We start from the raw sequence: 24,167 nt of genomic DNA, 5'->3' as shown, positions 1-24,167 counted from the left end.
CACACTTTGAGGAAAATTCCAATTCCGTCTGAGGCAAGACATTTGGAGTTTCTCGTTCATTGACTTACCGATGGATAAAAGAGGAAGCCGAATCACTTCCAGAACCAGTTATATCTAATGAGATAAAAGAAATAGAATTTGATGAGATGTGGCATTTTATCCAGTCAAAAAAAACAGAGAGTGTTCACCTAAAGATAGATAAAAATCTTTGCTGATATTGGGCAAAAATTTCAGGATCAGTTAATGCATGCCATAATTTCATTGATGCATGAACCATTTCTTCCTTTTTAGATACAACTTTCGTCCTACGTGTCATTCGTCCAAGATGATGTCTTGTATTGCTATTATCTCTTTCTATTGTTACTGTTCCTCTTTTTCCTATTATATGGCGCTCTCGCGGCAATACCTTCTTAAAAGCTTCCCAATCATCTGTATAAAAAACACAGTCCTTCAATTGTTCAAGTTTTTTGTGTAACCGTCTGAAGGTTGAAGCATCACGATTGCCAATAACCCAGGCAATAGTTCGCCCTCTGCTACGATCCAACGCCTTGATAATCCATATTTTGTTTTTTTTGACTGGATAAAATGCCACATCTCATCAAATTCTATTTCTTTTATCTCATTAGATATAACTGGTTCTGGAAGTGATTCGGCTTCCTCTTTTATCCATCGGTAAGTCAATGAACGAGAAACTCCAAATAATTTAGCTAAAAAGCCAAATGATGCTTTACCAAGAGAATAAAGAATAACTGCAAGGGCTTTTTTTACTTTCAGAGATTCTTTTCTCCTTGCATCTCCTATCACAAAAGTTCGTGAACAGTTCTTGCAAAGATACCGCTGTTTTTTACGAACAAAACCATTTTTGACGACTTGCGTTGAATTACAATGCTTGCATACAACCATTTTCTCCCTCCCATTATTTTGGTTGGGATAACTTATATTATATTTCTATCTAAATGTAAACACTCTCTATTTCAAAAAGCTTAGTTTCAATTCCTCATAGGTAATGTAAAAACCTTTTATATGTGGTCTGAATGTTGTTACTAGTTTATGTTTCAATTCCTCATAGGTAATGTAAAAACCAGCTGCAAAACCAGAAGAGGGAATTGAAGGGATTGAAGTTTCAATTCCTCATAGGTAATGTAAAAACCCCTGGCGCCATAATATCTTACTGCTTTAACTGGTAGTTTCAATTCCTCATAGGTAGTCGATGCTTAAAAAAAGCCTTTTATTAAATTTTATTCTAAAATTTTTTCCATACTCACTTTAGATTAAGCTCAAGATTCATTCATCGGCTCTTAATTTTGATATTTTTTTGTAAAAAAAGGACGAAAAATAAAAAGAAACAAAAAAAAGGCAAGCTGATCCATCAGCTTTTTGAAGTTATAAGCTGCTGCTGCCAACAGTAAATTGATTGTATCTCCTATTGTCCCTTTTAGAAAGTTTCTGGCTAAACGAAAATCTGATTTTAGATGGCCTATTACTGGTTCTATCGCCGCCCTTCGTCTAAATCTCTTACGCATCTTGGATTTTTGATAGGGTGTTGCTTTCTTTTTAGGACTCTTTGGGATAATAATTTTTGTTGAGCCTATTTTGCTTTTACCTTTAAATCCCCTATCACAAATGGCCACCTCTGGTCTTTTTCCTACTATCTCCTCTGTTTGACACAATACTTTTGGCAATGTATGACCATCATATTGATTTCTTTCAAAATTTACTGCAGCAACTATTACTCCACTATTTTTTGTCATTGCTATAGCTGCCTTTGAACCGAATTCATATTTCTTATGTTCTTTACCTTTGCTTATGCAATAGACTCCTGGTTCATGAAGACTATAAATTTTATTTTTATCTTTTTTCTTTTGAGAATGCACTTTTTCAAATAGTTCTATTTGTTTTACATACTTGGGATAAACATCTTCTGGCAATTTACGTTTTATTTCTCTAATCAATATCCCAGCTATAGTCTTAATCCTTTTTCTGGCTTTTTTAACTTTTTTCTTATCCTTTGACCTCTTGTTAAATCTTATTTTTTTTAACAACTCAGGTAACTCTCTTCTAAAACTTCTACGTAAAACTATTCCTTCTTCTTTAGCTATTTTTCTACATTTGGAAATAATTTTACACATTAACTTTGTATCTGTTGGAAATGTAATATTTTTCTCTTGAACTGTAGTATCTACAACTATCTCTTTTTCTTGAATTTTGTCTTTATGTAATTGAGCAGATATTTCAAATATTTTCTTTACACCATCTTCTCCTATGCGTTTTCGGAAATGTGTAAGCTCTGATGGAGCACATGGAGGAGACCATCTAAATCTACTTTCTCCACAAAAAGCTTGAAAATATGGATTCTGTGTCCACATCTGCACTACTTTTGCATCACTTAAATTATACAAGTGTTTTAACATTAAAAGTCCAACCATCAATCTAGTAGATTTGGCAGGACGACCCCGCTTACTATATTTACTCGCAAATGCTTTATCAAATTCTTTCCATGGAATTTTTTTAGATAAAATTATCAAAGGATCATCAGGATTAATAAAATCTAATAAATCTCCACATATCAAATGTGGTATTCTACGCTTTGGCATACATGTCTGCATATAATTTCCCTTCCATTTTTTTATTCTTTTCTACCACCTTTTTACCTGTTTTAAACATTTTCTGGTCGTTTATATTACATTATAACAAACATTTTGTAAAGTATTTTCAGTAAATTATATATTTTTTAAGCATCGACTAATTAACAAAATTTTCTTTAAAAAAGGGAAAGTCCTGATTAAGGGAGGGATGCGCCAGGGAGGATTTGAACCCCCGACCTTTGGATTCGTAGTAATATGATTTTTATTATTATTTAAGAATTTTTAAAGGGCATGCCTGCATTTTGCCTGCATTTTTTGACTTTGAAAGAATAGAAATATTTAAAGCGGACTGTAAATCTTCTGGTCGTAAGTGTGCATATATTTGTGTTGTTGTAATATCGGAATGTCCTAACAATTCTTGAATAAATTTTAAAGGGATCCCTTGAATGGCCAAATAAGAGGCAGTAGTATGTCTCAGATCATGTAATCTATAATTTAATCCTAATTTTCTCATCAACTTAATCCATTTATGTGTTACTGTATCTGGGTGATATAAAAATAATTGTTCCCCCTTTACCGTCGATAGCCTTTTTTGGAGGATTTTTTTAACAGTTTTAGTCAAGGGGATTAATCTTATTTTATCCCCTTTCCCTTTAACTCGTATAAAACCATTTTGTAAGTCAACATCTTCCTTTCTAAGATTTAGAAGTTCTTGTCTCCTACATCCTGTTTCAAGATAACAAATGATTAACTCTTTAAAATTCTGGTCATCTATTGACTTTAGGATTAACTCAATTTCTTGTTCTTTTAAAAATTTAGGCGGACGTTTAGGAACTTTTAAAAGTTTTATTTTACCATAAGGATTTGATTTAAGATATCCCCAGAAAACTGCTTTGTTAAAAGCTGCTTTAATATGTCTTATTTCTACATTTACTCCAGAGGGCTTATGCCCTTTTCGTAACAAAAAAGTATGAAATTCCTCTATTTTTTTTGGAGTTATTATTTTTAATGGAATATCTCCTAAAAAATCTAACAATTTTTTAAGTGCTATTTTATCTCTTTTGTAAGTAGCATGGGATTTAATCGAGGCAGAATATTCCAAGTATTCCTTTATAAAATTTTGGAGAGTAATTTTTTGATATTTTTCTAGTAAAATAAGTTTTCCCTCAAGTGCTTCTTTATATAGTGCACGAAATAATTTCTCCGCTAATTTTTTATCCTTAGTCTTAAGAGACTTCTCTTTGCCTCTTGCAAAACGTATATACCAATATCCATTTTTTCTTTTAAAAAGCTTCATGTTTTTTATAGTAAAAGAGATTTTTTAAGTTTGTCAACATGGGCGTTAATTACTGCTTTTTCTCTTAACATAAATTGATCTATAGATTCTTTATCAAATAAAAGTTTGCCTCCACCAATAGAAGTAGCGTAAATATCCCCTGTTTTGTAAAGGTTGCGTAAGGTCTTTTCAGACAAACCAGAATAACGACTAGCCATCTTTGTTGGCAGCCAGCGAGGCCAAACAAAATTTATTTCTTGTAAAGCCTGAATGATTATTTCTTTAATTTCTTTGGTGTTCATTTATTTTTCCCATAGATATTTTTTTCTTTAGTGGCAACAACAAAACGTCCCAGGCTGACAGGGCAATTGCCCCGCCAACCTCTTCTGCCTTGTCTGGAGTTTTGGTCAATTTTAAAAGATGCGATGTCCATGTGGCTATAGTGGTTTGAAGATATTGCCACTCCCTGGGAACTTTTGCCCAAACAATTCTTGGGGCATCATCCACCAACATTGAAATTAAGATCCACATGGTGGCATAAATGCCTACACCGTCCAAATCGTCTTTGGATTGACTCCAATAATGAGTTAAGATACTTTGGATTGCCTGGATTTTTTGGTCTGCTCTTTTTCTGTGTGTCTGGCTGAAGGATGGCAAATGGATATATCCCCAGCTTTCCTTCAGCCAGCGCTTTATTTTTTTTAATTGGTGTTGCTCTTTTTTATTTAATTTTGATTTTTCATGAATATCATTTATTCCCACCTCAACAAAGGATAACACAACATTCAGGGTATTTTTGCATTCACCCTGTATCTTGTTTTTCTGTTTTTTAGATTGTTTTTTTAATATCTTGACACTAGCCATGACTTACTACCTCTATATATGCTGGCATTTTATCTATATCCTTATCTAAAATCTGCGTATCTGTTTTTAATATCACATTAATTGGCATCCTCTTTTCCATCTCAAACGCTGTAACATGGGCATCTTTTAACTCTTCTCTAATAAGTCTTATCTTTTCCCATTGTTCAGGGGTAAATTCATGAGCCATGGCATCTATTGCGAATATTGCGTTTAAAATTTTTTCTGCGATCATCTCTATTTCTCCTTGGTTTTACGGTTACTATCCTGCCACAATTGGGACAGATAAACCCTGACCATGTATAATTAAAATTTTTATATGCACATAAAAACATTTGTGATGAACATATTCTGCATATCATTAAGATTCCTTTATATTTATCTTTTGGCTAATTCATCACGTAGGGGCAATTCATGAATTGCCCCTTCTAAGGCGATACAATTCAGTCTCTAATTCTTTTATTTCGCTCTCTAGCCGAAACACCTCATCAAATAATTCTGTACTATCCTTTTGTAATATTCTAATTATTTCAACTCGCTTCTTCTGAAATGTTTCTAATATCCCTAATGCTTTTTTGTAATCTCCTTTCTTATTGGCTTCTTTTGCTTCTTCTATCGCACTAATCTGGCCTTCAACAAGATAACTATATCCATTAATCCATATATCCACCTCACGCTTCACTTTAGCCAGTTGCTTCTGTTTTTTTGCTATTTCTTTTTCTATTGCATCTATTACGACTTTACTCATATATATTTACCTCTTGGCTAATTCATCACGTAGGGGCAATTCATGAATTGCCCCTACTACATCATCTCTTGTTTGATTTTTAAGCAAACATAAAACTATTACTGCATAATTGGCCAAATCCAATAAGGTGTCTTCCAGCTTCTCATCTTTTACTTTTGCCTCTTTTCCAGATATTAAATTACATGCTCTGGTATATTTGTCCTGCAATCGCACAAAAGCACCTTTCCATGCAGGGATTCCTATCTTCTCACTCTCTTTAAAATTCCCAAACTCCCCATCTCTGGAATAATCATGATTTTTTGCTTCATGGATCTTTTTCATCTTCTTTAAAACTTCGTTAAAATCCATCCAAAAGCCTCCTATCTTTTATCCCAAATCCTTATGACAAATTTCCCAATACCCACACCACTTGGGCGAGCATACCCAAGAGCCTGGCTGGGCAGGGAGAAATACCTGCCTTTCAATAGCTTCTGCCACTTTGGCTATATAAGCTTTTACCCTTTTAGCTTTGGCCTCATCACATTTTGCCCTGATCTTCTGGACTGCTGGCTTTTTGGTCTTCACTAAAACATCAAAGCCAACGTCATTAATCCCTGTTACAAAGCTATAGATGGGCAGTTGTAGATCTGTCTCTACCTGATTTTGATTGAATTTTCTGGAAGCTGTTTTATGGTCTATTACTCCTTCTATGGTAACCAGATCTATTCGACCGATTAAAGAATAGTCTTTGCCCTCAAAGTGGATTTCAAAAGGTTGTTCTACTTCCAGGGGCTCTGTTGCAATAGCCACTTCCTCATGATGGACTTTAATAAGACCCACGCCCTGCTTTTCCATCTCCTCGGGTTTTTCATCTTCTCTAAGTTCAGCCTCTTTGATCCTTTCCTTAAACTCTTCAACAAACATATCTTGCTTTTCTGATAAGGCCTTGTTTTGCCCCTTTTCTTTTTTTTCTTTGTAGTCTTCTTCAATTACTTTATGTACTCCACCACCCAATACCATGGCTCCAGCTGGGGGGAGCTTCATACCCATCACATAACGATAGAAATACTGAAGGCCACAACGGAGATACATGTTTATTTGGGATACAGATAAGTGGGGCATAGTTGCCTCTTCCTGGAGCCTATGATAATAACTCTCTAGCTCTGATTTAAGGCAGCGGGACAGAGCACGGCCATAGACCTTATCTATTCCCCGTTGCCTGAGTTCTTGTATAAGCTCTTTTCTAGTCATTTTTTTACTCCATAGCCTCTTCAGCGGTTTTAAGTTCTTCAATCACTCTGCTAGCCTCCTCTTTTGTTAAGTCATTAGAGGAGCTTATTTCTCTGCCTATTATATTTGATACATTGGCAAGTCTTTCATCCCTATTTGTTATGCCTAATTTATTGAACAGCACCCACATCATTTTTAACTGCGATTGAGTAACTTTATCGTTTTTTTCTTTGAGAGAAGATTATTGATTAGTCTCAGAAGTAGTTTTGGATTGATTAGATGGTTGGGGAGAAGACAAATCCAATTCCATATCTTCTAGGTCTTGAGTAAATATATCACTAGCAGCAGTAGCACCTAAAATCTGCAATTACAGTTCAATCGTAAGCAACTGATTGTTCTGGACAGAGATACCTAGATATGGAGCTGTTATGTTAAAGGATATGTCTCCCTCATTGTGACTTGGAAGGCTTTTTCAGGTAGAAGCTGCGGTCAGTGGCACTCTTTACGGGTGTGTAAAGGCACACCACTGCACATGGACTTACGCAAAATCCTATTTTGGAGGATACTCTCAAAAAAAGATTAAGCAAATTGTAATGACCGGATGGAATTTTCTATCTTTATCCAACGTTCTTTGAAAAAATAATCCCTCGATAATCGAAGGAACCATTGTCGTCCCGCATGCATCAGCCGAGCTGGAACATGGATTAGAAACATGCGGATTGTGTTGGGCTCTTCTCTAAAACCATCTTCATCGTTGAGCCACATCATCCAAACCAGTAGATTGTAAGCCAGAATACAGGTCTGGAATATGGCGGAGTTGGCCCAAAAATCCTGTGTCAAAATGCTTCCAGAGGCCATCTGTCCCTTACACCACTCAATCCAGTTTTCACTGGCCCCCCGTTGGCAATAATACCTGTGGACGTCCCAGGGACTCAGGTTCATATTTGTTACATAACAAAAATAATCATACTCAGTCTTTGTAACGCTGAAAAAAAAGCAACTAAATTTGCTCTCTATTACTTGACGTACGGCCACAAACCGGCGGGGGTGTTTCCACCTCTCACATTTGTATGTGAATTCGGTCTTCTCATAGCCAGGTCTATTTTTAACCTTGTGCCATTTCTGAGCTTCTAAAAGCTGAGTGAGTCCTCGCATCTTAACCTTGATTAAGTACAAAGCATGAGCCTCTTCTAAGTAGTCTAAAAGTTCTCCATTAAAAAAGGCGGAATCTGCACGTACAATAATTTTCCAGACTCTCCTTGGAAGCTTGGCAAAGCACTCTTGCATAAACTCTACACAACCATTGGCTGAATAAGCATCTCCGGCTCTAAACCAGTTGTGAAGACATTCCCGCGTCTCAGCAATAAAGCAAAGGAGCGGATGATATCCCCTTTGTCCTGGCTTCTTGGGGTTGTAACCCTTCTCGGCACCTTCCTGTTTCCCATACACCCCACGCACTGTAGAGTCCAAATCTAAAGTGATGCGGCTAAACCATTTTTTACCCCAAACCTTTTTGCGCACTTTTGTTTCTACATCGGAGAGCTCATTGCAATGTCGGGGATTAAACAACTTAAAAACCCGATTTATGGTAGTATAGTCAGGAAACCTTTCCCATTTAAAAAGCGACCTCAATGCTAAATCAGATCTTAGGATAAATACATGGCTCATATGCTTAGCCCCAGCTAACACTGCCATCATCAAAATCATGATAATGTCGGAAACCTTATACTGTGCGGTAGCTCCCCGCTTAATAGTAATGTGTTGCTCAAGCATCTTGGGAAGCTTCAGTTTGTCAGCAAACAGGCCCAGCAATACCAGTCCGGCGTTGCCCGTAAGATTTTTTTCAGTGAACTTAACATGGAATCTACGCATAGAATCAGTGCCTCCTTCATACTTCCTATTTGAAACACTTTATACCATTAATTCACTATATTGTCAAGCTAAACATTATCTTATGATGCAAATTTTAGGTAGCATTTAATACAGCAGCAACCAGCGCTCTCTTACAAGCCATTTTGATAAGAGTATTATCCAGGTCCCAGGGATTCTCATTTACCACCTTTTTGAAAATCATATATTTATCTCCCACTTTTTTGGGTTCAAACTCCTCTCCCCCCAGCAAATCTTTATCCCTGGTCTCCCAGTATTTTTTAGGGACCAACTTTCCTGTATTTTCCCAGCGATATAGGTATTTGGACTCTCTGGAGTTACAACTACCAACACCAGAGGCAACAAAATTTTGAGAAGGGACATGGTAAAGGTCACATTTGACAGTATAAGCGATATGGTCATTTGTTCTCACTTCTCTAATTATCTCGTATTTTGGAGACAGCCTGAAAAGGAGACACAGCTTCTCCGCTCCAGGCTTGAGCAAAGTAGGTTTTTTAGTCCCAGGAACCACTCCATAATGTTCATCTTTCTTCATTACGGATTTCATAGCTTGTTGAATTAAACTGACTTGTTTCTTTAATGACTCAACAGGCATGGCATAATCTTCAATATTTACTACTGAAGGAAGGACAGAATTGTTTTCCTCTACTTTATTTGGTAACATAAAGCCTCCTTTTAGTCTCTTATCTCTTTAACTTTTGCATAGCTATTTTGTGTATTCCATCTTTTAGCCAAGTGACTCGTTGGAACAGTATTTATAACGTTCCAAGTATCTATAGGTATCTCTAAGACATTATCCTTCAATTCTCCTATTTCCGTGGCAAAACATTTTGCCCACGGCTCTATGAATTTGATTTTGAACTTTTTATTTTGCATTTTTAATCTCCTTTTGTTTTAGGTTTACCTCTCTGCCCTTCCGAGGCTATGCCTTCGGTTGAGCTGACCTCATCCCCTACACCCAGCTTTTCACGTGGTGTCACCCAGAGGTGGTTCCGCTGCGGTGTTGAGAGATAATATATTACCAAATGGTTATATTTGTCAAGATGTTATTATCCATAATTGATATACAAAAACAAAAAATCTAGTTTGTCTGTGGGGTTGACTTGCTTGAGAGAAGAAAATAATAAGCTGACTAAGTCTTTTAAGTTTTTTTAGGTAGGGTTATAAAAAATATCCTAGTTGACTTATGAAAATAAATGGGTAAAAGTAAATGCGAAGTAATTGTGAAAAATAGAACAACATAATAAAAAATAAATTACATTATAAAAGCCTTTTAAGGGAAAGAAATGACACTTTTACCAACTATTGAAGTTTACAAGCTTGTTAAACAAGGAGAACTTATAATAGAGCCTTTTGATTCAAGAGAAGAAAGAACTCCACCAGCTACAGTTGATTTAACTTTGGGAGGAAAAATTCTTAGGTATAATTTCCCTGAGGAGACATACATCTTAGGAGAAGAGATACCAGAAGAGTATCAAGTCTATAAAGAAATTAAAGATGTTATTGAGTTTAAACCTAAAGAAAGTATAATTATTTCTATTTATGAAAAGCTTGTTTTACCTTCTTATATTGCAGGAATAATTTTACCAAGAAGCAGTATCACCAGATTAGGGTTATCATTTCAAGCAACTTATATTAATCCTGGCTATCAGGGGAATTGCCCTATTTTATTAACTAATCAGTCAGAATTTACAATTAAAATACCATTAAAAAATGGTAGGAGTCCAAGAATAGCCCAGATCCTCTTTTTATCCCTCACAAAGGAACCTCATCGAATTTATGGTGAAGGTCTAGACGAAAAATATCAAGATGATAAAGGTTATCATTCTAAAATCTATCAAGATATAGATATTCACGAGATTTTTCAGCCTCTTTTAGAAATTGGTAGAAAACATGGACTTTAATAAGGATAAAGATGAGCCTCAAGAGTTTATCAAATATTCGCTTGCTTTGTATCTGTGGTTAAGACTTTCTAATGAAGAACCTCAAATTTTAAAAAAATTTGAGCAAGCTTTAAATAATAGAGAATTTCGCAAAGTCATCCAGGCAAGAGTTAATGAAATAACACGTTATTATGAAACTCAATTACTTATAGAGAAGATAAAGAAAGAACTTCAAGAAATTCTTAAAGAGAAAAAATGGGTTAAGTTTACATTAATGACAACCCAACTATTTGGACTTACACTTTGCGGTACCCTTTTAAAGGATGCTTTTAATTATCCAATCATGTCGTTAACTTTTAAAGTCTCAGCAATAGGTTTTATTATTACCACTATAGTTTCTATTGTTTTAGCTCTTTGGAAAAAATAAAATTTGATCTTCTGAGAGTATCAATAGCTAATTTAATTTGTCTATCGGTAAATTTTTTCTTTCTATAATTCCATTGAGAGAATGCCTTGCTTACAGATTCCACAGTGGGATTGACATTTTCATGTACTATAACCCAGTGGGTCGTAGCTAACAACTCTAAGCCAAAGGGGCTTTCAAAGCCTTCCACCAAATTAACAACCTTACTCAATTTTTTTTGAAGATCAACATTCTTAACAAGAATCTTTTCCGCCATTTCTAGTGCCATAGGAGTTAATTCAATGGTGTTATAGGGATTTTCATCTCCAGAATATCCTTTTATAAAATGTCCTTCTATTTTATTTAATACATGTCTAAGATTTTCAGCATAAGGACCATAATAACCTTTTTGAAATTTTAATTTTAAATTATAACCTGCTTCTTGTAGAAAATACATCAATTTATGAATTTCAAGTAATGTTATATAAGGATCAAGGAGACCCTCTAAATATATATTTATTAATTTTATTAAAGCTGCTCTTCCAGCAGTCATTTTTGGCTTTGAGTTTATGGAGCTGGTAACTGAAATTGTTACGTCAGTTAGTTGAGGAGTAAATATAATAATCTCTAGTTTATCTTTTATTGGTTTTAATTCTTCTTCTAAAAGTCCTTTTACAAGATTCCAATCAAGTCCACCTAATCCACACCCCAATGGAGGGATAGCTATAGATTTTATTTTAAGTTTGTTTATTATTGTTACAAGATCCTTTAAGCCTGCTCTAATATATTCTAGTTTGCTTTTTTCCTTCCAATGTCTTTTAGTGGGGAAATTGATTATATATTTAGGATTGCTAAACAATTGAAGTTTATAGACAAACATCTTGCCAATTTTTACTTGTTTCTCTTGACAAGCCTTTTTATAAGCTAAATAATTTTGAGGAAATTTTTTCTTAAATTGTAAGGCTATCCCTTTTCCCATTACACCCACACAATTTACTGTATTAACAAGAGCTTCCACTTTTTCGTTTAAAATATTGCCTTTTTTAAATTGTATCATGGCTCTAATAGTACCAATCCTCTTTTATTACTATTGGAGGTTTATGTTTTGAATGTTGTAAAATATTACTCACCTTATTTGCAATTTTTAAAGACTTAACGCCAATTTTTTCTATTAGCTGCCATTCAAATTTTTCTTCGCATAAAAATTCTGCCTGTTTTTCCTCTCTAACTTTAGTCCAAACTTTAGCATTTATCGCATCCCAGTTCAAGTCTTTAAGCTTATCTAACTGATTGGTATCTTCAAAATGGTATGATCCTGCATTAGAAAAAGTGAAAACCCATTTTCTTTTTTTGGAGTTTAAATAGTTAACGACTTTAAAAAAATCAGCTTGAAGATGAATAATTTCTTCTTGATTGCAATACGAGTTAATTTCTGGATGATTTCCTTTGTAAATTATATATAGCATGACGGACCTTGGACAAAAATAAAAAGGAACACATTGTCCTACATACAGGTCTGGATATGTAGATAATTTTAGCTCTGTTAACCTTCTTTTTTTTATTTTTGCCATACCAATAGAGGTTATTTCCTTATTTCTTTTTTGTATCTCGTAATCGGAAAGTATATAACCTTCTTTGATGATATTTTCTAAATTTTCAACATGTATTATATGATAAATTTTAATTTTATTTGGAATTTTCATTGAGATTTTACTTTTTCGTCATGTCACTCCACGCCCAAACCACTCTACCAATTATGGCCTTTCCGAAGTCTTCATCATAATCTTTAAAGTCATAAATCATAGGTGGATATGTCTTTTTGTCTGGATTATCACTTGAAAATACTATATGGATATGACCATTCCTCTTAATTAAATTAACTCTTTTTACACTTATAGGCCAATCTGGCTCGGCTAATCGCACAAGGTAAATGCCACCTTCTTCTGGAACAAAATCTTGTCTATCTACTAGTATAATATCTCCTGGATGGAGAACGGGGACCATAGAAAACTCATTCTCTGCGATTCTAACGGCTAACAAATTTTGGCTAATTCTTGCTGGTAATGCAGGGCTATAAACTAAAATCCAGCTTTTTATCTCTTCTTGAGGAATAATGCCAGAAATCCCCGCTTCAGCATCTGAAACCAAAGGGATAGCATAATAGTCCTCATCAACAGGTCCTATATTCTCAGATCCATTATAAAGAATTTTAGGTTTTACAAAGTGGACTTCTTTTGTGAGATTTTGTTTACGGCCAGTAATTTCTTCTGCATTAACTTCTCCTATAAAATATCCAACTGGTACTTCAAAAATGTTTGCCAGTTTACTTAAAACCTCTAAAGAAATTCCTGCTCTTTTACCACTAACAAATCTATGGACATTAGGATAAGTCACATCAGCTTTCAAACAGGCACTCCTTAAACTTATTCCTTTTTTCTCGCAGCATTCTTTTATTCTTTTTCTAATAATATCCCAATTAATCATAATTATTTATTGCCCTAATATTGCCTTTTGGTAAATATTCCAAAATATATACAAAAGACTTGAAATATTGCCAAAAGGATTATATAATCAAATCACCTTCTATCAGGAGGAACGATATGACCTTAAAAGAATATCTTGAGAAATACAAAATTTCCCAGAGACAATTTGCATTAAGATGTGGTTTAGATCCGATAGTAATTAATCGATATGTACATGGGAAAAGAAGACCTTCTCTTCCAATGGCTGTGAAGATTCATAAGTTTACTAATGGCGAAGTATCTGTTTTTGATTTAGCCCAAGCTTCAACAAATGAATAATCCACGATTTCTCCCTTATATATTTAAAAGTCATAATAACACTTTTAAAACTTTGAACAATATATCAACAAAGGAGCGATGAGATGGGATATGATTTAAAAACTATGACTGCAAAGCAGGCCCTTTATTTAGCTAAACTCCAATCAGGGAAGACCTGTGAGGAGATAGCGGAGGCTACGGGTTTTCCTTATCAATGCATCAGACAATATTTTAAAGAGAATGAAACCTCATATTTCCCAGGACTCCATCGAATCCCAGGCCTTTGTAAGGCCCTTGGAAACGATATCATTATAAAATGGATTCTGGCTCAATTAAATGAAGAGACACAAGAGCCAGGCACTACCTTTTCTAATATTCCAGAGCTACTCAAAGAAGTAAACAATCTTACCTCAGAAATGGGTGATGTGGCTTCGCAGGTATCTGAAGCCATAGAAGACAATCTCATCGACCAAACTGAAGCTCAAAAAATCCGTGGTGAATTAAATGATGTGATTGAACAGTGCCAAAAATTAAAAGATGGTCTTAGAAAATTAGCTAATCAAGCTACATCAAAAAGGTATATAGACTTAAAATAATTATATGCAAAATAATACACGAAACTTGATTCATATCTTTGTCAAAGCAACGGCTTCGATTTCTTTTATTGTGGAAAACCACTGAAGGACATTAACCTTTTGACCACATTGGGTACACTCCAGTACCGCATCTTCCCTTGGTGTAAGTCCAATTTTAAACAGCGCTCCACACTCAGCACAAATAACAAATCCGAATTTAATTCTTTTTGGGTCCAGTTTGCCTCGAACCTCATGAAGAGAAGGGACTATTTCCCATTCTGGCTTTTCATAACAAACTACCCATATTATTTGGGGATAATTGGAGTCTTTTATTTTAATAAGCGGTTTTTCACATTTGATGTTAGGAATGTATCTTTTTATCTTATAATTTTTTCTCCAATTAATGATTTTTCTAACAATAAAATCAAGAGAGAGCATCACCAGGATACTACCCCAAAATGCACTTACTGCTATAAACAGCTTACCAATAGCGGACCCATTAAAAAGATACGCTCCTACAAGAGAAAATATAAAAAAAACTGTTATAATATACATAGCTGGTACTCCTTTAAGAATTTCTTTGAGAAAGTCGAGGATGGAGCCCAGCATTTTAGTTGGGTTTCCTTTTATATCCATCTCATGAAGGTCTCCTGTTGGGGTATTATTTTTGGGGGTTTTGTTTACTCTACAACAGGAGGCCTTAAATTGCAACCATGGAGAAAAGCTGAATGGATATAATTGAACAAGAAAAACAAAGACGCTGTTTTTATTGCGAAAAACTACATGCATATCTCACTGCCACTGCATGTAGGGATAACCAACTCCATGCAGATCCCAATAATGGAAAGAGGTATTGCTTAAACTGTGAGATGGGGAAAAAGGTAAAAGAATTAATTTATAAAGCAAAAAAATGGGGTTGGAATCCTAATAAAAGAATAGGGACTTGTACTGTATGTAAGCAATTCACTGTTATTAAAGATATGAATAAATGGCTATGCCCTACATGTGCTTATAGAAGCACAAAAAATACAAAAAAGAAAAAACAAATAAAAGAGGAGGTTATAATGGAAAATAAAGAAAGACAAACGGTGACTCTGGATTTTACTGAATATCAAGAGCTTTATGAAAAACTCATTAAAGAAGCAAAAGAGCAATTCAGGACTAAAGAAATGCAAATATTATATATCTTAAATCAATTTTTCCAACCAGCAAAAGAAAATTTGTAACAAAAGGAGTTTAGTATGTCTTACACATCAAATTATACAAAAAAATATGTGTCATCTCATTTTTGGGATGACAATTATATTGTTGAATTAGATCCAACAGAGAAATTGCTCTTCCTTTATCTTTTAACCAATCCTTTAGTCAAAATATCAGGCGTGTATAAAATTCCACTTAAAAAGATTGCATTTGATACAGGCCTTGAACAGGACATAATTAGAAAGATTTTAAAAAAATTCGAGGAAGCTGGGAAAATCTTTTATGATAAAGGTTATATCATTATCCCGAATTTTCCTAAGTATCAAAGCTATAATTCAAATATTATTGAGAGTATCCAGGAAGATATTAACTATTTAATACCAATTTTAAAATATTCAATAGGGTTTCAAAGATTACTTAAAAATTTAAGTAAGATAGACAAGGCTTTTGAAAGCCTTTTAGAAGCCTTTTGAAAGCCTTTTGGAAGCCTTTTGGAAGCCTTTCGGAAGGCTTTTGAAAGGGTATTTGAAGACTTTTTCTTGCTTACAAAAAATTTAAAAATCAGGAGGTAATTATGAGTCGTTATAGACAAATTCATTGTCTTATATGGAACGATGACAAGTTCCCCTTTTTAAGCGATGATGCCCAGCTAGTTTTTATTCATATCCTTACTACTCCGTTTAGTAATTCTATTGGTTGTTATAAAATAACTTTAGAAGCATTAGCAGCAGAAAAAAGATGGCCTATTCAGAGATATCGGAAAGCCTTTTATGAAGTCTCTCAAAAAGGTTTGGTAAAGTATGATGAAAGGTATCAAGTAATCCTTATTCCAGGGTTTGTAAAATACAATCCGCCTCAATCTCCAAATGTACTAAAAAGTTGGGCAAATCTATGGGAAGAATTGCCACCTTCTCCTTTAAAAACTGAATATTATCATATAGTTAAAAATTTTATTAAACACTTACCTAAACCTTTTAATGAAGCCTTTAAGAAGGCTTTCGGAAGCCTTTCGGAAGCCTTTCAAAAGCCTTTCAAAAGCCTTTCGGAAGGCTTCCCTTATACAGAAACAGAAACAAAAACAGAAACAGAAACAGAAGATAAAAATACCCTATCTGACGATAGGGTTAGTTCCACTCCTGACGAAGTGGAACTCACTCCGCCACCCGACCCCCCTTCCTCTTCTCACTCTGTTTCTGTTCCATTTAAGAAAATCAAAGACCTCTGGAATGAAAAAGTGGAGGCTAATTTGTCAGCTTTACCCAAGCTTGTTGCACTTAATCCTGGATCCTCTAGAGGCAAGCATCTCAGAGCAAGGTGGAGAGAGTTTCCAGACCTGGCAATTTGGGAACAACTCTTTGAAAAAGCCACACGATCGAGTTTTTTAAATGGCGATAACGACCGAGGATTTCGGGGAACCTTTGACTGGATTGTTAAAACGTCAATCAATTTTTCAAAAGTCCTGGAAGGCAACTATGACGATGAAGATGAGATGCAAGCTTACAATAACGCGCCAATCAAGTGGAAAGACCTGGTTGAGTTCAATGATGCCACTCCAGAAGCAGTTGCCCGAAATATGCTGGCTGGCGATATGGATATTAGAACCGTCCCACCTGATATTCTTGCTAAAGCTAAAAAAATACTGGAAGAGGAAGAGCGAAAAAAACAGCAAAAAGAGGAGCAAAAAAAGGCAACTCACTCTGACCCCCCTGGTTCTCAACCGCAAAAAAAGCCTAAACAACGGCGAGAGCCATTAGAGTTTAAAAGGCCAGATAAAGCAAAAGATAAATCAAATCATGAGCCTATAGACCTGATGAAAGAATTAATCGCCCCCATGTGTGAAGGAAGGCGAAGGCAGCTAGAGTCGGTTTATGGCCCGTATGTTAAAACTCGTGAAAGGAGGATGGCTGCATGTTACTAACAAGGCCACCACTCTACAAAAACGCTAAGTCTCTTAGAGACATAGCTGGTAAAAATTTTGACTCGTTAAAAAAACATGCAAAGATCTACTATGGCACCTCAGACCCTGATTTAAGGGAAAAAAGATTGGCAAAAGAATTTCCTGCTGAAAAAAGAGAAAAATTAGGCAAAATATATCAAGAGCTGCGAGATAATGGCATTTATATCACTGGCATTACTCAACAAGGGGAGCTTGAAATATCCTATGCGGTTATAGACGACCCTGCTTACCAAATTGACCTGGCAAAAAAAGAAGCTCCCTCTGGAAATCCAGAGAGAGCCCTTTCCTGGATCCGCAAAATCCAGGAAAAAATCCGTGAACTAGCTGATAGATTCGATATTAACCCAGCTAGTTCCGTAAGGCAAGAAAAAAATGATGAAAGTGAAGAATTTGCAAACTTTGAAGAACTTGAGGAGGCGCCGTTTTGATAAAAATTATTCTGCCAATCGAGCCAACAGGCCAGCAAAGGCCAAGATTTACTCGTATTGGACGCTTTCATAAGGCTTATAAATCTTCCAAGCAAAAGCAAGAAGAGAGTAAAATTCTTTATTTTCTCTACCAGCATAGACCAGAAAAACCTTTTACTCAAGCGCTTAATGTCAAAATAGACGCTTATTTACCCATTCCTTCAAGCTGGCCTAAATGGAAAAAAATAGCAGCTCAAAACAACGAAATTAGACCAGCTAAAAAACCTGACATTGACAACCTGGCGAAACAAGTCCTGGACACCATGAATAAAATCTTCTGGCAGGATGACAAGCAGATAGTCGGTTTAATCGTAAGAAAATTTTATGACTCAAACCCCAGATGGGAGATAGAAGTCAGTGAAGCAAATTAAGGGACATGAACATATGCCAAAAATATGCCTCACGCAAACAGAATGGCCTCAAATTTCTCTTTTAAAGAAAAAAAATGTTATATATGCATGCGACCCAAAAATGCAAAATAAAGCCGTTTATGAATGCGTGAGAGGTCAGAGTCAATAATTTCAATTGGTTAAAAAGATAAGACGGTAATAGCATGATAAAGCCAAATCCTAAAGCAAAAAAATGGGTTAAAGCAAATCTGGTTAAATTATTATCCCATGGTTGGACTAAAGACCAACTCTTTAAACCTGGTAAATTCTCATACCCCCATGGTGAATGGGGCGTTATTTATACTCAAAGCTGGCCCTGTGAACCTGAACTAAACAGTAAAGGTGAGATAGTTTTTAAAATTCAAAAAACAAATGGTAGTTTTGTTATACAAAAAATCTATCCTAGAAAAGGAGTTAAAAATGGAGATTAATTTAAAAATTGATGGATTGTCTAAAATAGAGACTATGTTAAATGCTGATGTGATTAATAAGGCTGTATCCAGAGCGTTAAACAGGGCTGCTAATTCTGCTATTACATACGGGAGTAAAAAAATTCGCTCTATATACAATATCAAAGCAGGAGATATAAAGAGGTCCACAAAAATTAGAAGAGCCACAAAAAACAACACTGAAGCAATTATACATATTTCAGGCGGTCCTATTCCTTTCAAATACTTTGGAGCTAGACAAACAAAAAAGGGTGTCACATTGAGAATTAAAAAAACAGAGCCCAGAAAGCTTATTAAATCTGCCTTTATCGGTGGTTATCTTCCAATCAAACAAAAAGGGGGGAAATATATACCAGTGAAACTAAAGTCCTGGGGTGGCGGCCATGTCTATCAAAGAAAAACCAAGCGTTGGTTACCAATATCTAAATTAGTAACACAAAACGTAACATTTCCCCAGCTTTTCCAGTCCCCTGAAATTTGGCCTGACATAAAGCAAAAAATAGAAGAAGTTTTCCAAAAAGAGTTTTGGCATAATTATGAATATTATCTAACAAAAAAGTAACACGGCAAAAAAAAAGAATGTGTCAAAATATTGACGACAAACTAAAACTTAAAGATAACAAAATGTGCAAGGTAAATATAGGGCAAAGTATGCAAAATCAGAGATTATGCAAAGACGGGTCCTTCCTGGGGAGGGTCAGGTTACGGCACAACGTGGCGCAGGTTTTGTCAAAATTTTGGCCAAAAAAGTCCTTCAAATATCAAGGGGTTAGAGGAAAGACAATATGTTTGTAATATCCACTAAGGACCTGGCTGAGCTTTTTGATGTTTCCCAGAGGACTATAACCACATGGAAGAGGTTAGGGGCAGAGTCGGCACAAATTGGAAGGGGCAAGTGGGACCTTAAAAAATTTTTGCAGTGGTGGTTGGAGAACATTTACACACCGCTTAATGAAAATGAGCCAACCTTACAGGAAGAACGATTGCGTTATGAAAAGGCTCGAGGTGATAAAGTGGAACTAGAGGTCAAAAGGCTCAAAAAAGAGCTGATTCCACGTGACAAAGTGGAACATGCCCTGGCTGAGCTGATAGCTATTACCAAAAGGGCCTTTTTATTATTGCCCAAAAAGGCTCCAGGAGTGTTGAAAAATTTAACCCAAGTTTGTCAAAATAATAAGATTTTTATAAAAAATTTGGTTGATTTTGTGATGCAAAATGCTATAATCTGTTGGAATTATTGAATTAAATTTTTTAAAAACTGAATGTAGTGGTAGAAAAAATATTTCGCATCTTGACAAAGAAAAACCGATTTGATATAATCCTTACCTATGTTTATCCGCAAAGTTAGAAAAACCGATCCCAAATCTGGAAAAACTTATTTCTACCATCAATTAGTAGAATCTTACAGAACCCCTGATGGTCCCAGGCAGAGAACTATTTTAAACCTTGGAAAACTGGATCTGTCCAGGGAGGAGTTAAAATTTCTTGCTAATAGAATTGAGGAATTATTAAAAGGACAATTGTCGTTATTAAAAGTCCCTGAAAAAATTGAAAAACCTGCAAGACGTTTTGCAGGTTTAATAAGAAAAAAAGCTCTTCAAAAGAGTGAGGAGAAAACAAAACATGAGGCTCATTGGAAGATGGTTGATGTTGCTTCAGTAAAAAACGAAGATGTCAGATGTGTTGGAGCAGAAGTTGTAGGGGCCTGGGCATATGATAAACTTATGATTACAAAAATTTTAAAGGAAATAGGTTTTAATAGAAAGGATATAGATAGAGCAAAAGTTCTTATAGTTGGGAGTCTGATAAATTGTGGGAGTGAGAGGGAAATTCATAAATGGTTTCACCGGTTAAGTGGGCTTGATGAGGTAATGAATATTGATGCAAAAGTGGTATCGCTATCCAGTTTATATAGGACTCTGGACAAGCTGATAGCCAATAAAGAAGCTATAGAAGAGAAGGTGGTAAAAAGAGAAAGAGAACTTTTTGGTCTTGGAGAACAGCTTATTTTATATGATCTGACTAATACATATTTTGAGGGGAAGGTTACAAGCTCAGAATTGTCAAAGAGAGGTCTATCTAAGGAGAAACGAAATGATAGGCCATTAGTGACAGTAGGTATAATACTTGATGAAGATGGTTTTCCCAAGGCCAGCAGGATTTTTCCTGGTAATGTGTCGGAAGCCTCAACACTGGAGAAGATTTTAGATGATTTTTTTATAAATTCTCCAAGATCGCTTACAGGCAAGCTTACAGTAGTTATAGATGCAGGTATAGCCACAGAAGAGAATTTAAAACTAATCAGAGCCAAAGGACTTGATTATATATGTGTAGACAGACGACGAGTAAAAGAACTTCCCTCAGGTGAAGAAAGTATAGTTCATGAGAGTAATAGTGGCAAAGTATATGCGATACGAGTAGAAGAGCCTGAAGAGGTATTTTTATATTGTAAAAGTAGCGGTAGGGCCAAAAAGGAAGAGGCAATAAAAAATCGTATTCAACTGCGCCTGGAAAAAGATTTACAAAGGCTCAAGCAATCTCTTACAAGAAAAGTAGGAATCAAAAGTTATCCGAAGGTACTGGAGAGGATAGGAAGAATAAAAGAGAAATACAGCAGTGTGTCGCAATTTTATGAGATTAAAGTAAAGGAAGAGAATGGCAAAGCAGTGGATATTTGCTGGAGAGTAAGAGATAAAGACAAACTTCATGTAAGATTTTCAGGAGCGTACAAACTTAGAACTTCCAGGACAGAGCTAAGTAATAAGGAATTATGGGAGATTTACAATCTTCTTTCAAATGTAGAAGCATCATTCAGGAGCTTAAAGAGTGAACTAAAATTAAGACCAATCTATCATAGAATAGATAAACGAATAACAGGTCATATTTTTTTAACCATATTAGCTTATCATCTGCTTTGTGTTATTCAAAGGAGATTGAGACAAAGAGGGATTTCAAAATTATGGGAAACAATAAGAAGAGAGTTAAGTACCATAATTAGAGTAACCACCACTATGATAACCCAGGAAGGTAAAACAATCCATCTGAGACAAATAACAGAATTAGAATCTTTTCAACTGGAGATATATAATGCCCTGGAACTTCCTTTAAAGCCTTTATCTAGCATTTTAAAAATTAATTGATAAATTTGTAGTGAAGAAAAAGATGATTGAATTCAATAATTACAATATCTTACAAAAAAAAGTGACAAACTTGGGTTAAGTCCAGCGGAGCAGGTGGAAGCTTTACAAAAAATGGTTGATGAAATTTTAGAAGGATTAGCGGATGGCGCAAGTTTTAAGTCGATCCAAAACAAGCTTAAGACCTGATAATGAGCTTTTACAGGATATTTGGCATTCCTGGCGTCCTGGCATTTGCAGAAAAGTAAGCAAATGGGCGGATAAATACAGGATTTTGAGCAGACTTGCCAGCTCTGAGCCAGGGAGATGGAAGACTTCACGGGTCCCTTATCTAAGGGAGGTCATGGACGCATTCTCAGATCCAAAGGTTCGCATGATTGTTTTAAAATGGGGTACCCAGCTTGGAAAGACAGAAGTTATTTTGAACAGTCTGGGGTGGGTTATAGATGAAAGTCCAGGGCCTGTTTTGATAGTTTATGATACAGAGAAGACGCTTAAAAAGGTTTCTACAACCAGAATTCAACCGATGATAGAGTCTTGTCCCAGGCTTAGGGACAAAAAACATCCAAGTGCAGACAAATTTAAGCTTGAAGAGATGCATTTTCACGATTGTGTTATTTATTTGGCAAGTGCTCAGTCCCCAGGGTCTTTGGCCAGCACTCCTATTGAGTATGTTTTTTGTGATGAGGTAGCAAGGTATCCAACCTATGCTAAGGAAGAAGGGGATCCGGTAGAGCTGGCAATGGAGAGGCAAAAGACCTTCATGTACACAAAAAAGACGGTTTTGACATCTTCTCCAACCGTTAAAGAAGGAACAATCAGCAGGTTTTTTGAGGACTGTGAGGAAAAGCTGACTTATTGGGTCCCATGTCCTCATTGTGGAAGTTACCAGGTATTGGAGTTTGAGCAACTCAGATGGGATAAAGAGTTAGAGAAAAAGGGGAAAAATGAAGGCGTAATGCGTTTAATACGAGATAGTGCCTACTATGAATGTATTCATTGCAAAGAAAAAATAACAGACCAGCATAAAAACAGGATGTTGAAAGATGGAACATGGGCCAGGATGGATGGATCTAAACCAAATAGACATGCTGAAAGTCTTGGATTTTGGATTTCCAGCCTATATTCCCCTTTTCTCCTTTTTGGCGATGTGGTGGTGAAATATTTAAAGGTCAAAGATGATCCTGCAAGGCATAGGGTATTTGTAAACGGCTGGCTGGCAAAGGAATGGGAAGAACCTCCTGTTGTTAAGGTGGATCCAGTTGAGATTTTAAAAACAAACAGAACTAATCTTCCACCACGGTTAGTCCCAAAAGGCACCATTTGTTTGACCATGGGAATAGATACTCAGGCTTATGGATTTTATTTTGTTGTAAGGGCATGGAAACGGGACAAGACAAGCCAACTAGTAGAATTTGGCTTAGCTCCGTCTTTCAAGGACTTGGAAGAGATTATTTTCAACAGAACTTATCCTGTGGAAGGGAGTGAGGAGCGAATGCGAGTTTGGAGAGCTGCAATAGATACAGGGGGAACTGCTCTTGATCAGGGCTTTACAATGACAGAAGCGATTTATGATTGGCTGAGGCACAATAGTAGAGGAGTTGTATTTGGTGTCAAAGGTCAGAGCCACAAAGGGGCAAAAAGAGTAAAGATGACAGTTATAGATAAATTACCATCAGGAAAGGCTTTAATTGGCGGTTTGACTCTCTTTTTGATTGATACCGATGCCTTTAAAGAAGCTTTGCATTATAGGCTAAAGCTAAAGTCTGATGAACCAGGGGCCTTTTTATTCCATAGGGACGTGTCTGATAAGTATATGAAACAGCTTTTATCTGAGGAGAAAAGAAGAGATAGCAAGACAGGGAAAGAAAAGTGGGTAAAGGTCAATAGAGAGAACCATGCCCTTGATTGTGAAATATATGCAATGGCTTGTGTTGATGCAGAATGGCTGGGTGGAATTGAGGTCTTGAGTAAACCAATACAAATAGAGACAAAAAACAGGCAAGAGGCCAGCCCCAGAACAGCGAATAAGGCTGGGGCATTAGTTACACACCAAACATGGCTTGGGAGGACTACAAATTGGCTTTAAATATGACTTTTGAAGAAGTTTGTGAAAAGCTCAGAACAAGAGAGCTAATTGAAGTGTCTATCCTTGCAAGAAAAATGAATAGAAGCGAGGAGACCATTAGGAGATGGATCAAAGAAGACAAACTGGAAGGCATAAAAATAGGCGGAAGGTGGTTTGTAAAAAAGAAAAGTTTGGAGAGGGTGATTGAAGCTTGAAAAATAATAATGCATAAAATATCATTTTAAAAACACTTGCTTTTTTTTAGAAAAAAAATTAACTTCTGGGTTAAG

34 protein-coding genes are annotated in these 24,167 nt (G+C 35.7%); 16 read left to right on the top strand and 18 right to left on the bottom strand.

Annotation, left to right across the window (positions count from 1 at the left end):
• The first annotated feature begins 59 nt into the window (after positions 1-59).
• Positions 60-215 carry a hypothetical protein gene (locus tag ACYQ1E_RS05710; RefSeq protein WP_459876381.1) on the top strand — a complete coding sequence of 52 codons (156 nt, stop codon included), beginning with the start codon at positions 60-62 and terminating at the stop codon, positions 213-215.
• On the opposite strand, the gene ACYQ1E_RS05705 is transcribed toward ACYQ1E_RS05710, so the two are convergent.
• From ACYQ1E_RS05705 to ACYQ1E_RS05640, 14 genes are all read right to left on the bottom strand, one after another.
• Positions 185-544: an IS1 family transposase gene (locus tag ACYQ1E_RS05705; RefSeq protein ID WP_459876378.1), complete on the bottom strand. Its 360-nt coding sequence runs from the start codon at positions 542-544 to the stop codon at positions 185-187. The genes ACYQ1E_RS05710 and ACYQ1E_RS05705 overlap by 31 nt on opposite strands.
• Positions 451-903, bottom strand: a complete 453-nt coding sequence (locus tag ACYQ1E_RS05700) for an IS1/IS1595 family N-terminal zinc-binding domain-containing protein (protein WP_459874971.1) — start codon at positions 901-903, stop codon at positions 451-453. The genes ACYQ1E_RS05705 and ACYQ1E_RS05700 overlap by 94 nt, the downstream gene beginning before the upstream one ends.
• A gap of 395 nt (positions 904-1,298) precedes the next feature.
• On the bottom strand, positions 1,299-2,594 hold the full coding sequence (locus ACYQ1E_RS05695; protein ID WP_459876375.1) for an IS5 family transposase: 1,296 nt from the start codon (positions 2,592-2,594) through the stop codon (positions 1,299-1,301).
• A 259-nt stretch (positions 2,595-2,853) separates the two neighbouring features.
• On the bottom strand, positions 2,854-3,882 hold the full coding sequence (locus ACYQ1E_RS05690; protein WP_459876372.1) for a tyrosine-type recombinase/integrase: 1,029 nt from the start codon (positions 3,880-3,882) through the stop codon (positions 2,854-2,856).
• 5 nt (positions 3,883-3,887) lie between these two features.
• Positions 3,888-4,163 (bottom strand): helix-turn-helix domain-containing protein, encoded by a 276-nt coding sequence (locus tag ACYQ1E_RS05685; protein WP_459876370.1) that lies wholly within the window; start codon positions 4,161-4,163, stop codon positions 3,888-3,890.
• Positions 4,144-4,725 (bottom strand): hypothetical protein, encoded by a 582-nt coding sequence (locus ACYQ1E_RS05680; protein WP_459876367.1) that lies wholly within the window; start codon positions 4,723-4,725, stop codon positions 4,144-4,146. Before ACYQ1E_RS05680 ends, ACYQ1E_RS05685 begins: the two co-directional genes overlap by 20 nt.
• Complete coding sequence (locus ACYQ1E_RS05675; protein WP_459876365.1) at positions 4,718-4,957, bottom strand: hypothetical protein; 240 nt, start codon at positions 4,955-4,957, stop codon at positions 4,718-4,720. Before ACYQ1E_RS05675 ends, ACYQ1E_RS05680 begins: the two co-directional genes overlap by 8 nt.
• A gap of 177 nt (positions 4,958-5,134) precedes the next feature.
• Positions 5,135-5,470: a hypothetical protein gene (locus ACYQ1E_RS05670; RefSeq protein ID WP_459876362.1), complete on the bottom strand. Its 336-nt coding sequence runs from the start codon at positions 5,468-5,470 to the stop codon at positions 5,135-5,137.
• A gap of 6 nt (positions 5,471-5,476) precedes the next feature.
• Positions 5,477-5,818: a hypothetical protein gene (locus tag ACYQ1E_RS05665; RefSeq protein ID WP_459876359.1), complete on the bottom strand. Its 342-nt coding sequence runs from the start codon at positions 5,816-5,818 to the stop codon at positions 5,477-5,479.
• A gap of 18 nt (positions 5,819-5,836) precedes the next feature.
• Positions 5,837-6,700 (bottom strand): RecB family exonuclease, encoded by an 864-nt coding sequence (locus ACYQ1E_RS05660; RefSeq protein WP_459876356.1) that lies wholly within the window; start codon positions 6,698-6,700, stop codon positions 5,837-5,839.
• 4 nt (positions 6,701-6,704) lie between these two features.
• Positions 6,705-6,872: a hypothetical protein gene (locus tag ACYQ1E_RS05655; protein ID WP_459876353.1), complete on the bottom strand. Its 168-nt coding sequence runs from the start codon at positions 6,870-6,872 to the stop codon at positions 6,705-6,707.
• A gap of 386 nt (positions 6,873-7,258) precedes the next feature.
• Positions 7,259-8,551, bottom strand: coding sequence for an IS1380 family transposase (locus ACYQ1E_RS05650; protein WP_459874805.1), 1,293 nt, complete (start codon positions 8,549-8,551; stop codon positions 7,259-7,261).
• A gap of 94 nt (positions 8,552-8,645) precedes the next feature.
• Positions 8,646-9,233, bottom strand: coding sequence for a hypothetical protein (locus ACYQ1E_RS05645; RefSeq protein WP_459876351.1), 588 nt, complete (start codon positions 9,231-9,233; stop codon positions 8,646-8,648).
• Between the two features lie 11 nt (positions 9,234-9,244).
• Positions 9,245-9,445 (bottom strand): hypothetical protein, encoded by a 201-nt coding sequence (locus ACYQ1E_RS05640; protein WP_459876348.1) that lies wholly within the window; start codon positions 9,443-9,445, stop codon positions 9,245-9,247.
• Between the two features lie 410 nt (positions 9,446-9,855).
• On the opposite strand from ACYQ1E_RS05640, the gene dcd reads away from it, so the two are divergent.
• Both dcd and ACYQ1E_RS05630 read left to right on the top strand, forming a co-directional pair.
• On the top strand, positions 9,856-10,473 hold the full coding sequence (dcd, locus tag ACYQ1E_RS05635; RefSeq protein ID WP_459876345.1) for a dCTP deaminase: 618 nt from the start codon (positions 9,856-9,858) through the stop codon (positions 10,471-10,473).
• Positions 10,463-10,879: a hypothetical protein gene (locus tag ACYQ1E_RS05630; RefSeq protein WP_459876342.1), complete on the top strand. Its 417-nt coding sequence runs from the start codon at positions 10,463-10,465 to the stop codon at positions 10,877-10,879. The genes dcd and ACYQ1E_RS05630 overlap by 11 nt, the downstream gene beginning before the upstream one ends.
• Here the strand turns inward: ACYQ1E_RS05630 and darG are convergent.
• The 3 genes from darG to ACYQ1E_RS05615 are packed head-to-tail and all read right to left on the bottom strand — an operon-like array spanning position 10,851 to position 13,339.
• Positions 10,851-11,912: a type II toxin-antitoxin system antitoxin DNA ADP-ribosyl glycohydrolase DarG gene (gene darG / locus ACYQ1E_RS05625; RefSeq protein WP_459876339.1), complete on the bottom strand. Its 1,062-nt coding sequence runs from the start codon at positions 11,910-11,912 to the stop codon at positions 10,851-10,853. The genes ACYQ1E_RS05630 and darG overlap by 29 nt on opposite strands.
• 4 nt (positions 11,913-11,916) lie before the next feature.
• Positions 11,917-12,558 carry a type II toxin-antitoxin system toxin DNA ADP-ribosyl transferase DarT gene (gene darT / locus ACYQ1E_RS05620; RefSeq protein WP_459876336.1) on the bottom strand — a complete coding sequence of 214 codons (642 nt, stop codon included), beginning with the start codon at positions 12,556-12,558 and terminating at the stop codon, positions 11,917-11,919.
• Between the two features lie 7 nt (positions 12,559-12,565).
• Positions 12,566-13,339, bottom strand: a complete 774-nt coding sequence (locus ACYQ1E_RS05615; protein WP_459876334.1) for an XRE family transcriptional regulator — start codon at positions 13,337-13,339, stop codon at positions 12,566-12,568.
• A gap of 116 nt (positions 13,340-13,455) precedes the next feature.
• Here ACYQ1E_RS05615 and ACYQ1E_RS05610 point away from each other — a divergent pair, with 116 nt between their 5' ends.
• Together ACYQ1E_RS05610 and ACYQ1E_RS05605 are read left to right on the top strand one after the other, a co-directional pair.
• Positions 13,456-13,656, top strand: coding sequence for a helix-turn-helix domain-containing protein (locus tag ACYQ1E_RS05610; RefSeq protein WP_459876331.1), 201 nt, complete (start codon positions 13,456-13,458; stop codon positions 13,654-13,656).
• An 83-nt stretch (positions 13,657-13,739) separates the two neighbouring features.
• Positions 13,740-14,231: a phage regulatory CII family protein gene (locus ACYQ1E_RS05605; protein ID WP_459876328.1), complete on the top strand. Its 492-nt coding sequence runs from the start codon at positions 13,740-13,742 to the stop codon at positions 14,229-14,231.
• A gap of 30 nt (positions 14,232-14,261) precedes the next feature.
• Here the strand turns inward: ACYQ1E_RS05605 and ACYQ1E_RS05600 are convergent, their stop codons facing one another.
• Complete coding sequence (locus tag ACYQ1E_RS05600) at positions 14,262-14,846, bottom strand: hypothetical protein (protein WP_459876326.1); 585 nt, start codon at positions 14,844-14,846, stop codon at positions 14,262-14,264.
• 92 nt (positions 14,847-14,938) lie between these two features.
• On the opposite strand from ACYQ1E_RS05600, the gene ACYQ1E_RS05595 reads away from it, so the two are divergent.
• The 11 genes from ACYQ1E_RS05595 (at position 14,939) to ACYQ1E_RS05545 (ending at position 24,092) form a co-directional block, all read left to right on the top strand.
• Positions 14,939-15,436 (top strand): hypothetical protein, encoded by a 498-nt coding sequence (locus ACYQ1E_RS05595; protein WP_459876323.1) that lies wholly within the window; start codon positions 14,939-14,941, stop codon positions 15,434-15,436.
• Between the two features lie 15 nt (positions 15,437-15,451).
• Complete coding sequence (locus ACYQ1E_RS05590) at positions 15,452-15,883, top strand: hypothetical protein (protein WP_459876320.1); 432 nt, start codon at positions 15,452-15,454, stop codon at positions 15,881-15,883.
• Positions 15,884-15,984: 101 nt separating this feature from the next.
• The gene (locus ACYQ1E_RS05585; protein WP_459876317.1) at positions 15,985-17,328 is read left to right on the top strand and encodes a hypothetical protein; all 1,344 of its coding nucleotides are present in this window, start codon (positions 15,985-15,987) and stop codon (positions 17,326-17,328) included.
• Positions 17,319-17,795, top strand: a complete 477-nt coding sequence (locus ACYQ1E_RS05580) for a hypothetical protein (protein ID WP_459876314.1) — start codon at positions 17,319-17,321, stop codon at positions 17,793-17,795. Before ACYQ1E_RS05585 ends, ACYQ1E_RS05580 begins: the two co-directional genes overlap by 10 nt.
• Positions 17,792-18,205, top strand: coding sequence for a RusA family crossover junction endodeoxyribonuclease (locus ACYQ1E_RS05575; RefSeq protein WP_459876312.1), 414 nt, complete (start codon positions 17,792-17,794; stop codon positions 18,203-18,205). Before ACYQ1E_RS05580 ends, ACYQ1E_RS05575 begins: the two co-directional genes overlap by 4 nt.
• 182 nt (positions 18,206-18,387) lie before the next feature.
• Positions 18,388-18,654, top strand: coding sequence for a hypothetical protein (locus ACYQ1E_RS05570; protein WP_459876309.1), 267 nt, complete (start codon positions 18,388-18,390; stop codon positions 18,652-18,654).
• Entirely contained in the window at positions 18,644-19,234 is a 591-nt protein-coding gene (locus tag ACYQ1E_RS05565) for a phage tail protein (RefSeq protein WP_459876306.1), read from the top strand. The genes ACYQ1E_RS05570 and ACYQ1E_RS05565 overlap by 11 nt, the downstream gene beginning before the upstream one ends.
• A 223-nt stretch (positions 19,235-19,457) precedes the next feature.
• The gene (locus ACYQ1E_RS05560; RefSeq protein ID WP_459876303.1) at positions 19,458-19,913 is read left to right on the top strand and encodes a hypothetical protein; all 456 of its coding nucleotides are present in this window, start codon (positions 19,458-19,460) and stop codon (positions 19,911-19,913) included.
• A gap of 87 nt (positions 19,914-20,000) precedes the next feature.
• A complete protein-coding gene (locus tag ACYQ1E_RS05555) occupies positions 20,001-21,812 on the top strand; it encodes an IS1634 family transposase (RefSeq protein WP_459874731.1) in 1,812 nt (603 codons plus the stop codon).
• A gap of 142 nt (positions 21,813-21,954) precedes the next feature.
• On the top strand, positions 21,955-23,898 hold the full coding sequence (locus tag ACYQ1E_RS05550) for a terminase gpA endonuclease subunit (RefSeq protein WP_459876300.1): 1,944 nt from the start codon (positions 21,955-21,957) through the stop codon (positions 23,896-23,898).
• Positions 23,889-24,092 carry a helix-turn-helix domain-containing protein gene (locus ACYQ1E_RS05545; RefSeq protein WP_459876297.1) on the top strand — a complete coding sequence of 68 codons (204 nt, stop codon included), beginning with the start codon at positions 23,889-23,891 and terminating at the stop codon, positions 24,090-24,092. Before ACYQ1E_RS05550 ends, ACYQ1E_RS05545 begins: the two co-directional genes overlap by 10 nt.
• Positions 24,093-24,167: the final 75 nt, after the last annotated feature.

Source organism: Desulfothermus naphthae (genome assembly GCF_054657475.1).
The sequence above is the reverse complement of the archived record's forward strand: the minus strand, read 5'-3'. Positions and strand labels throughout refer to the sequence as shown.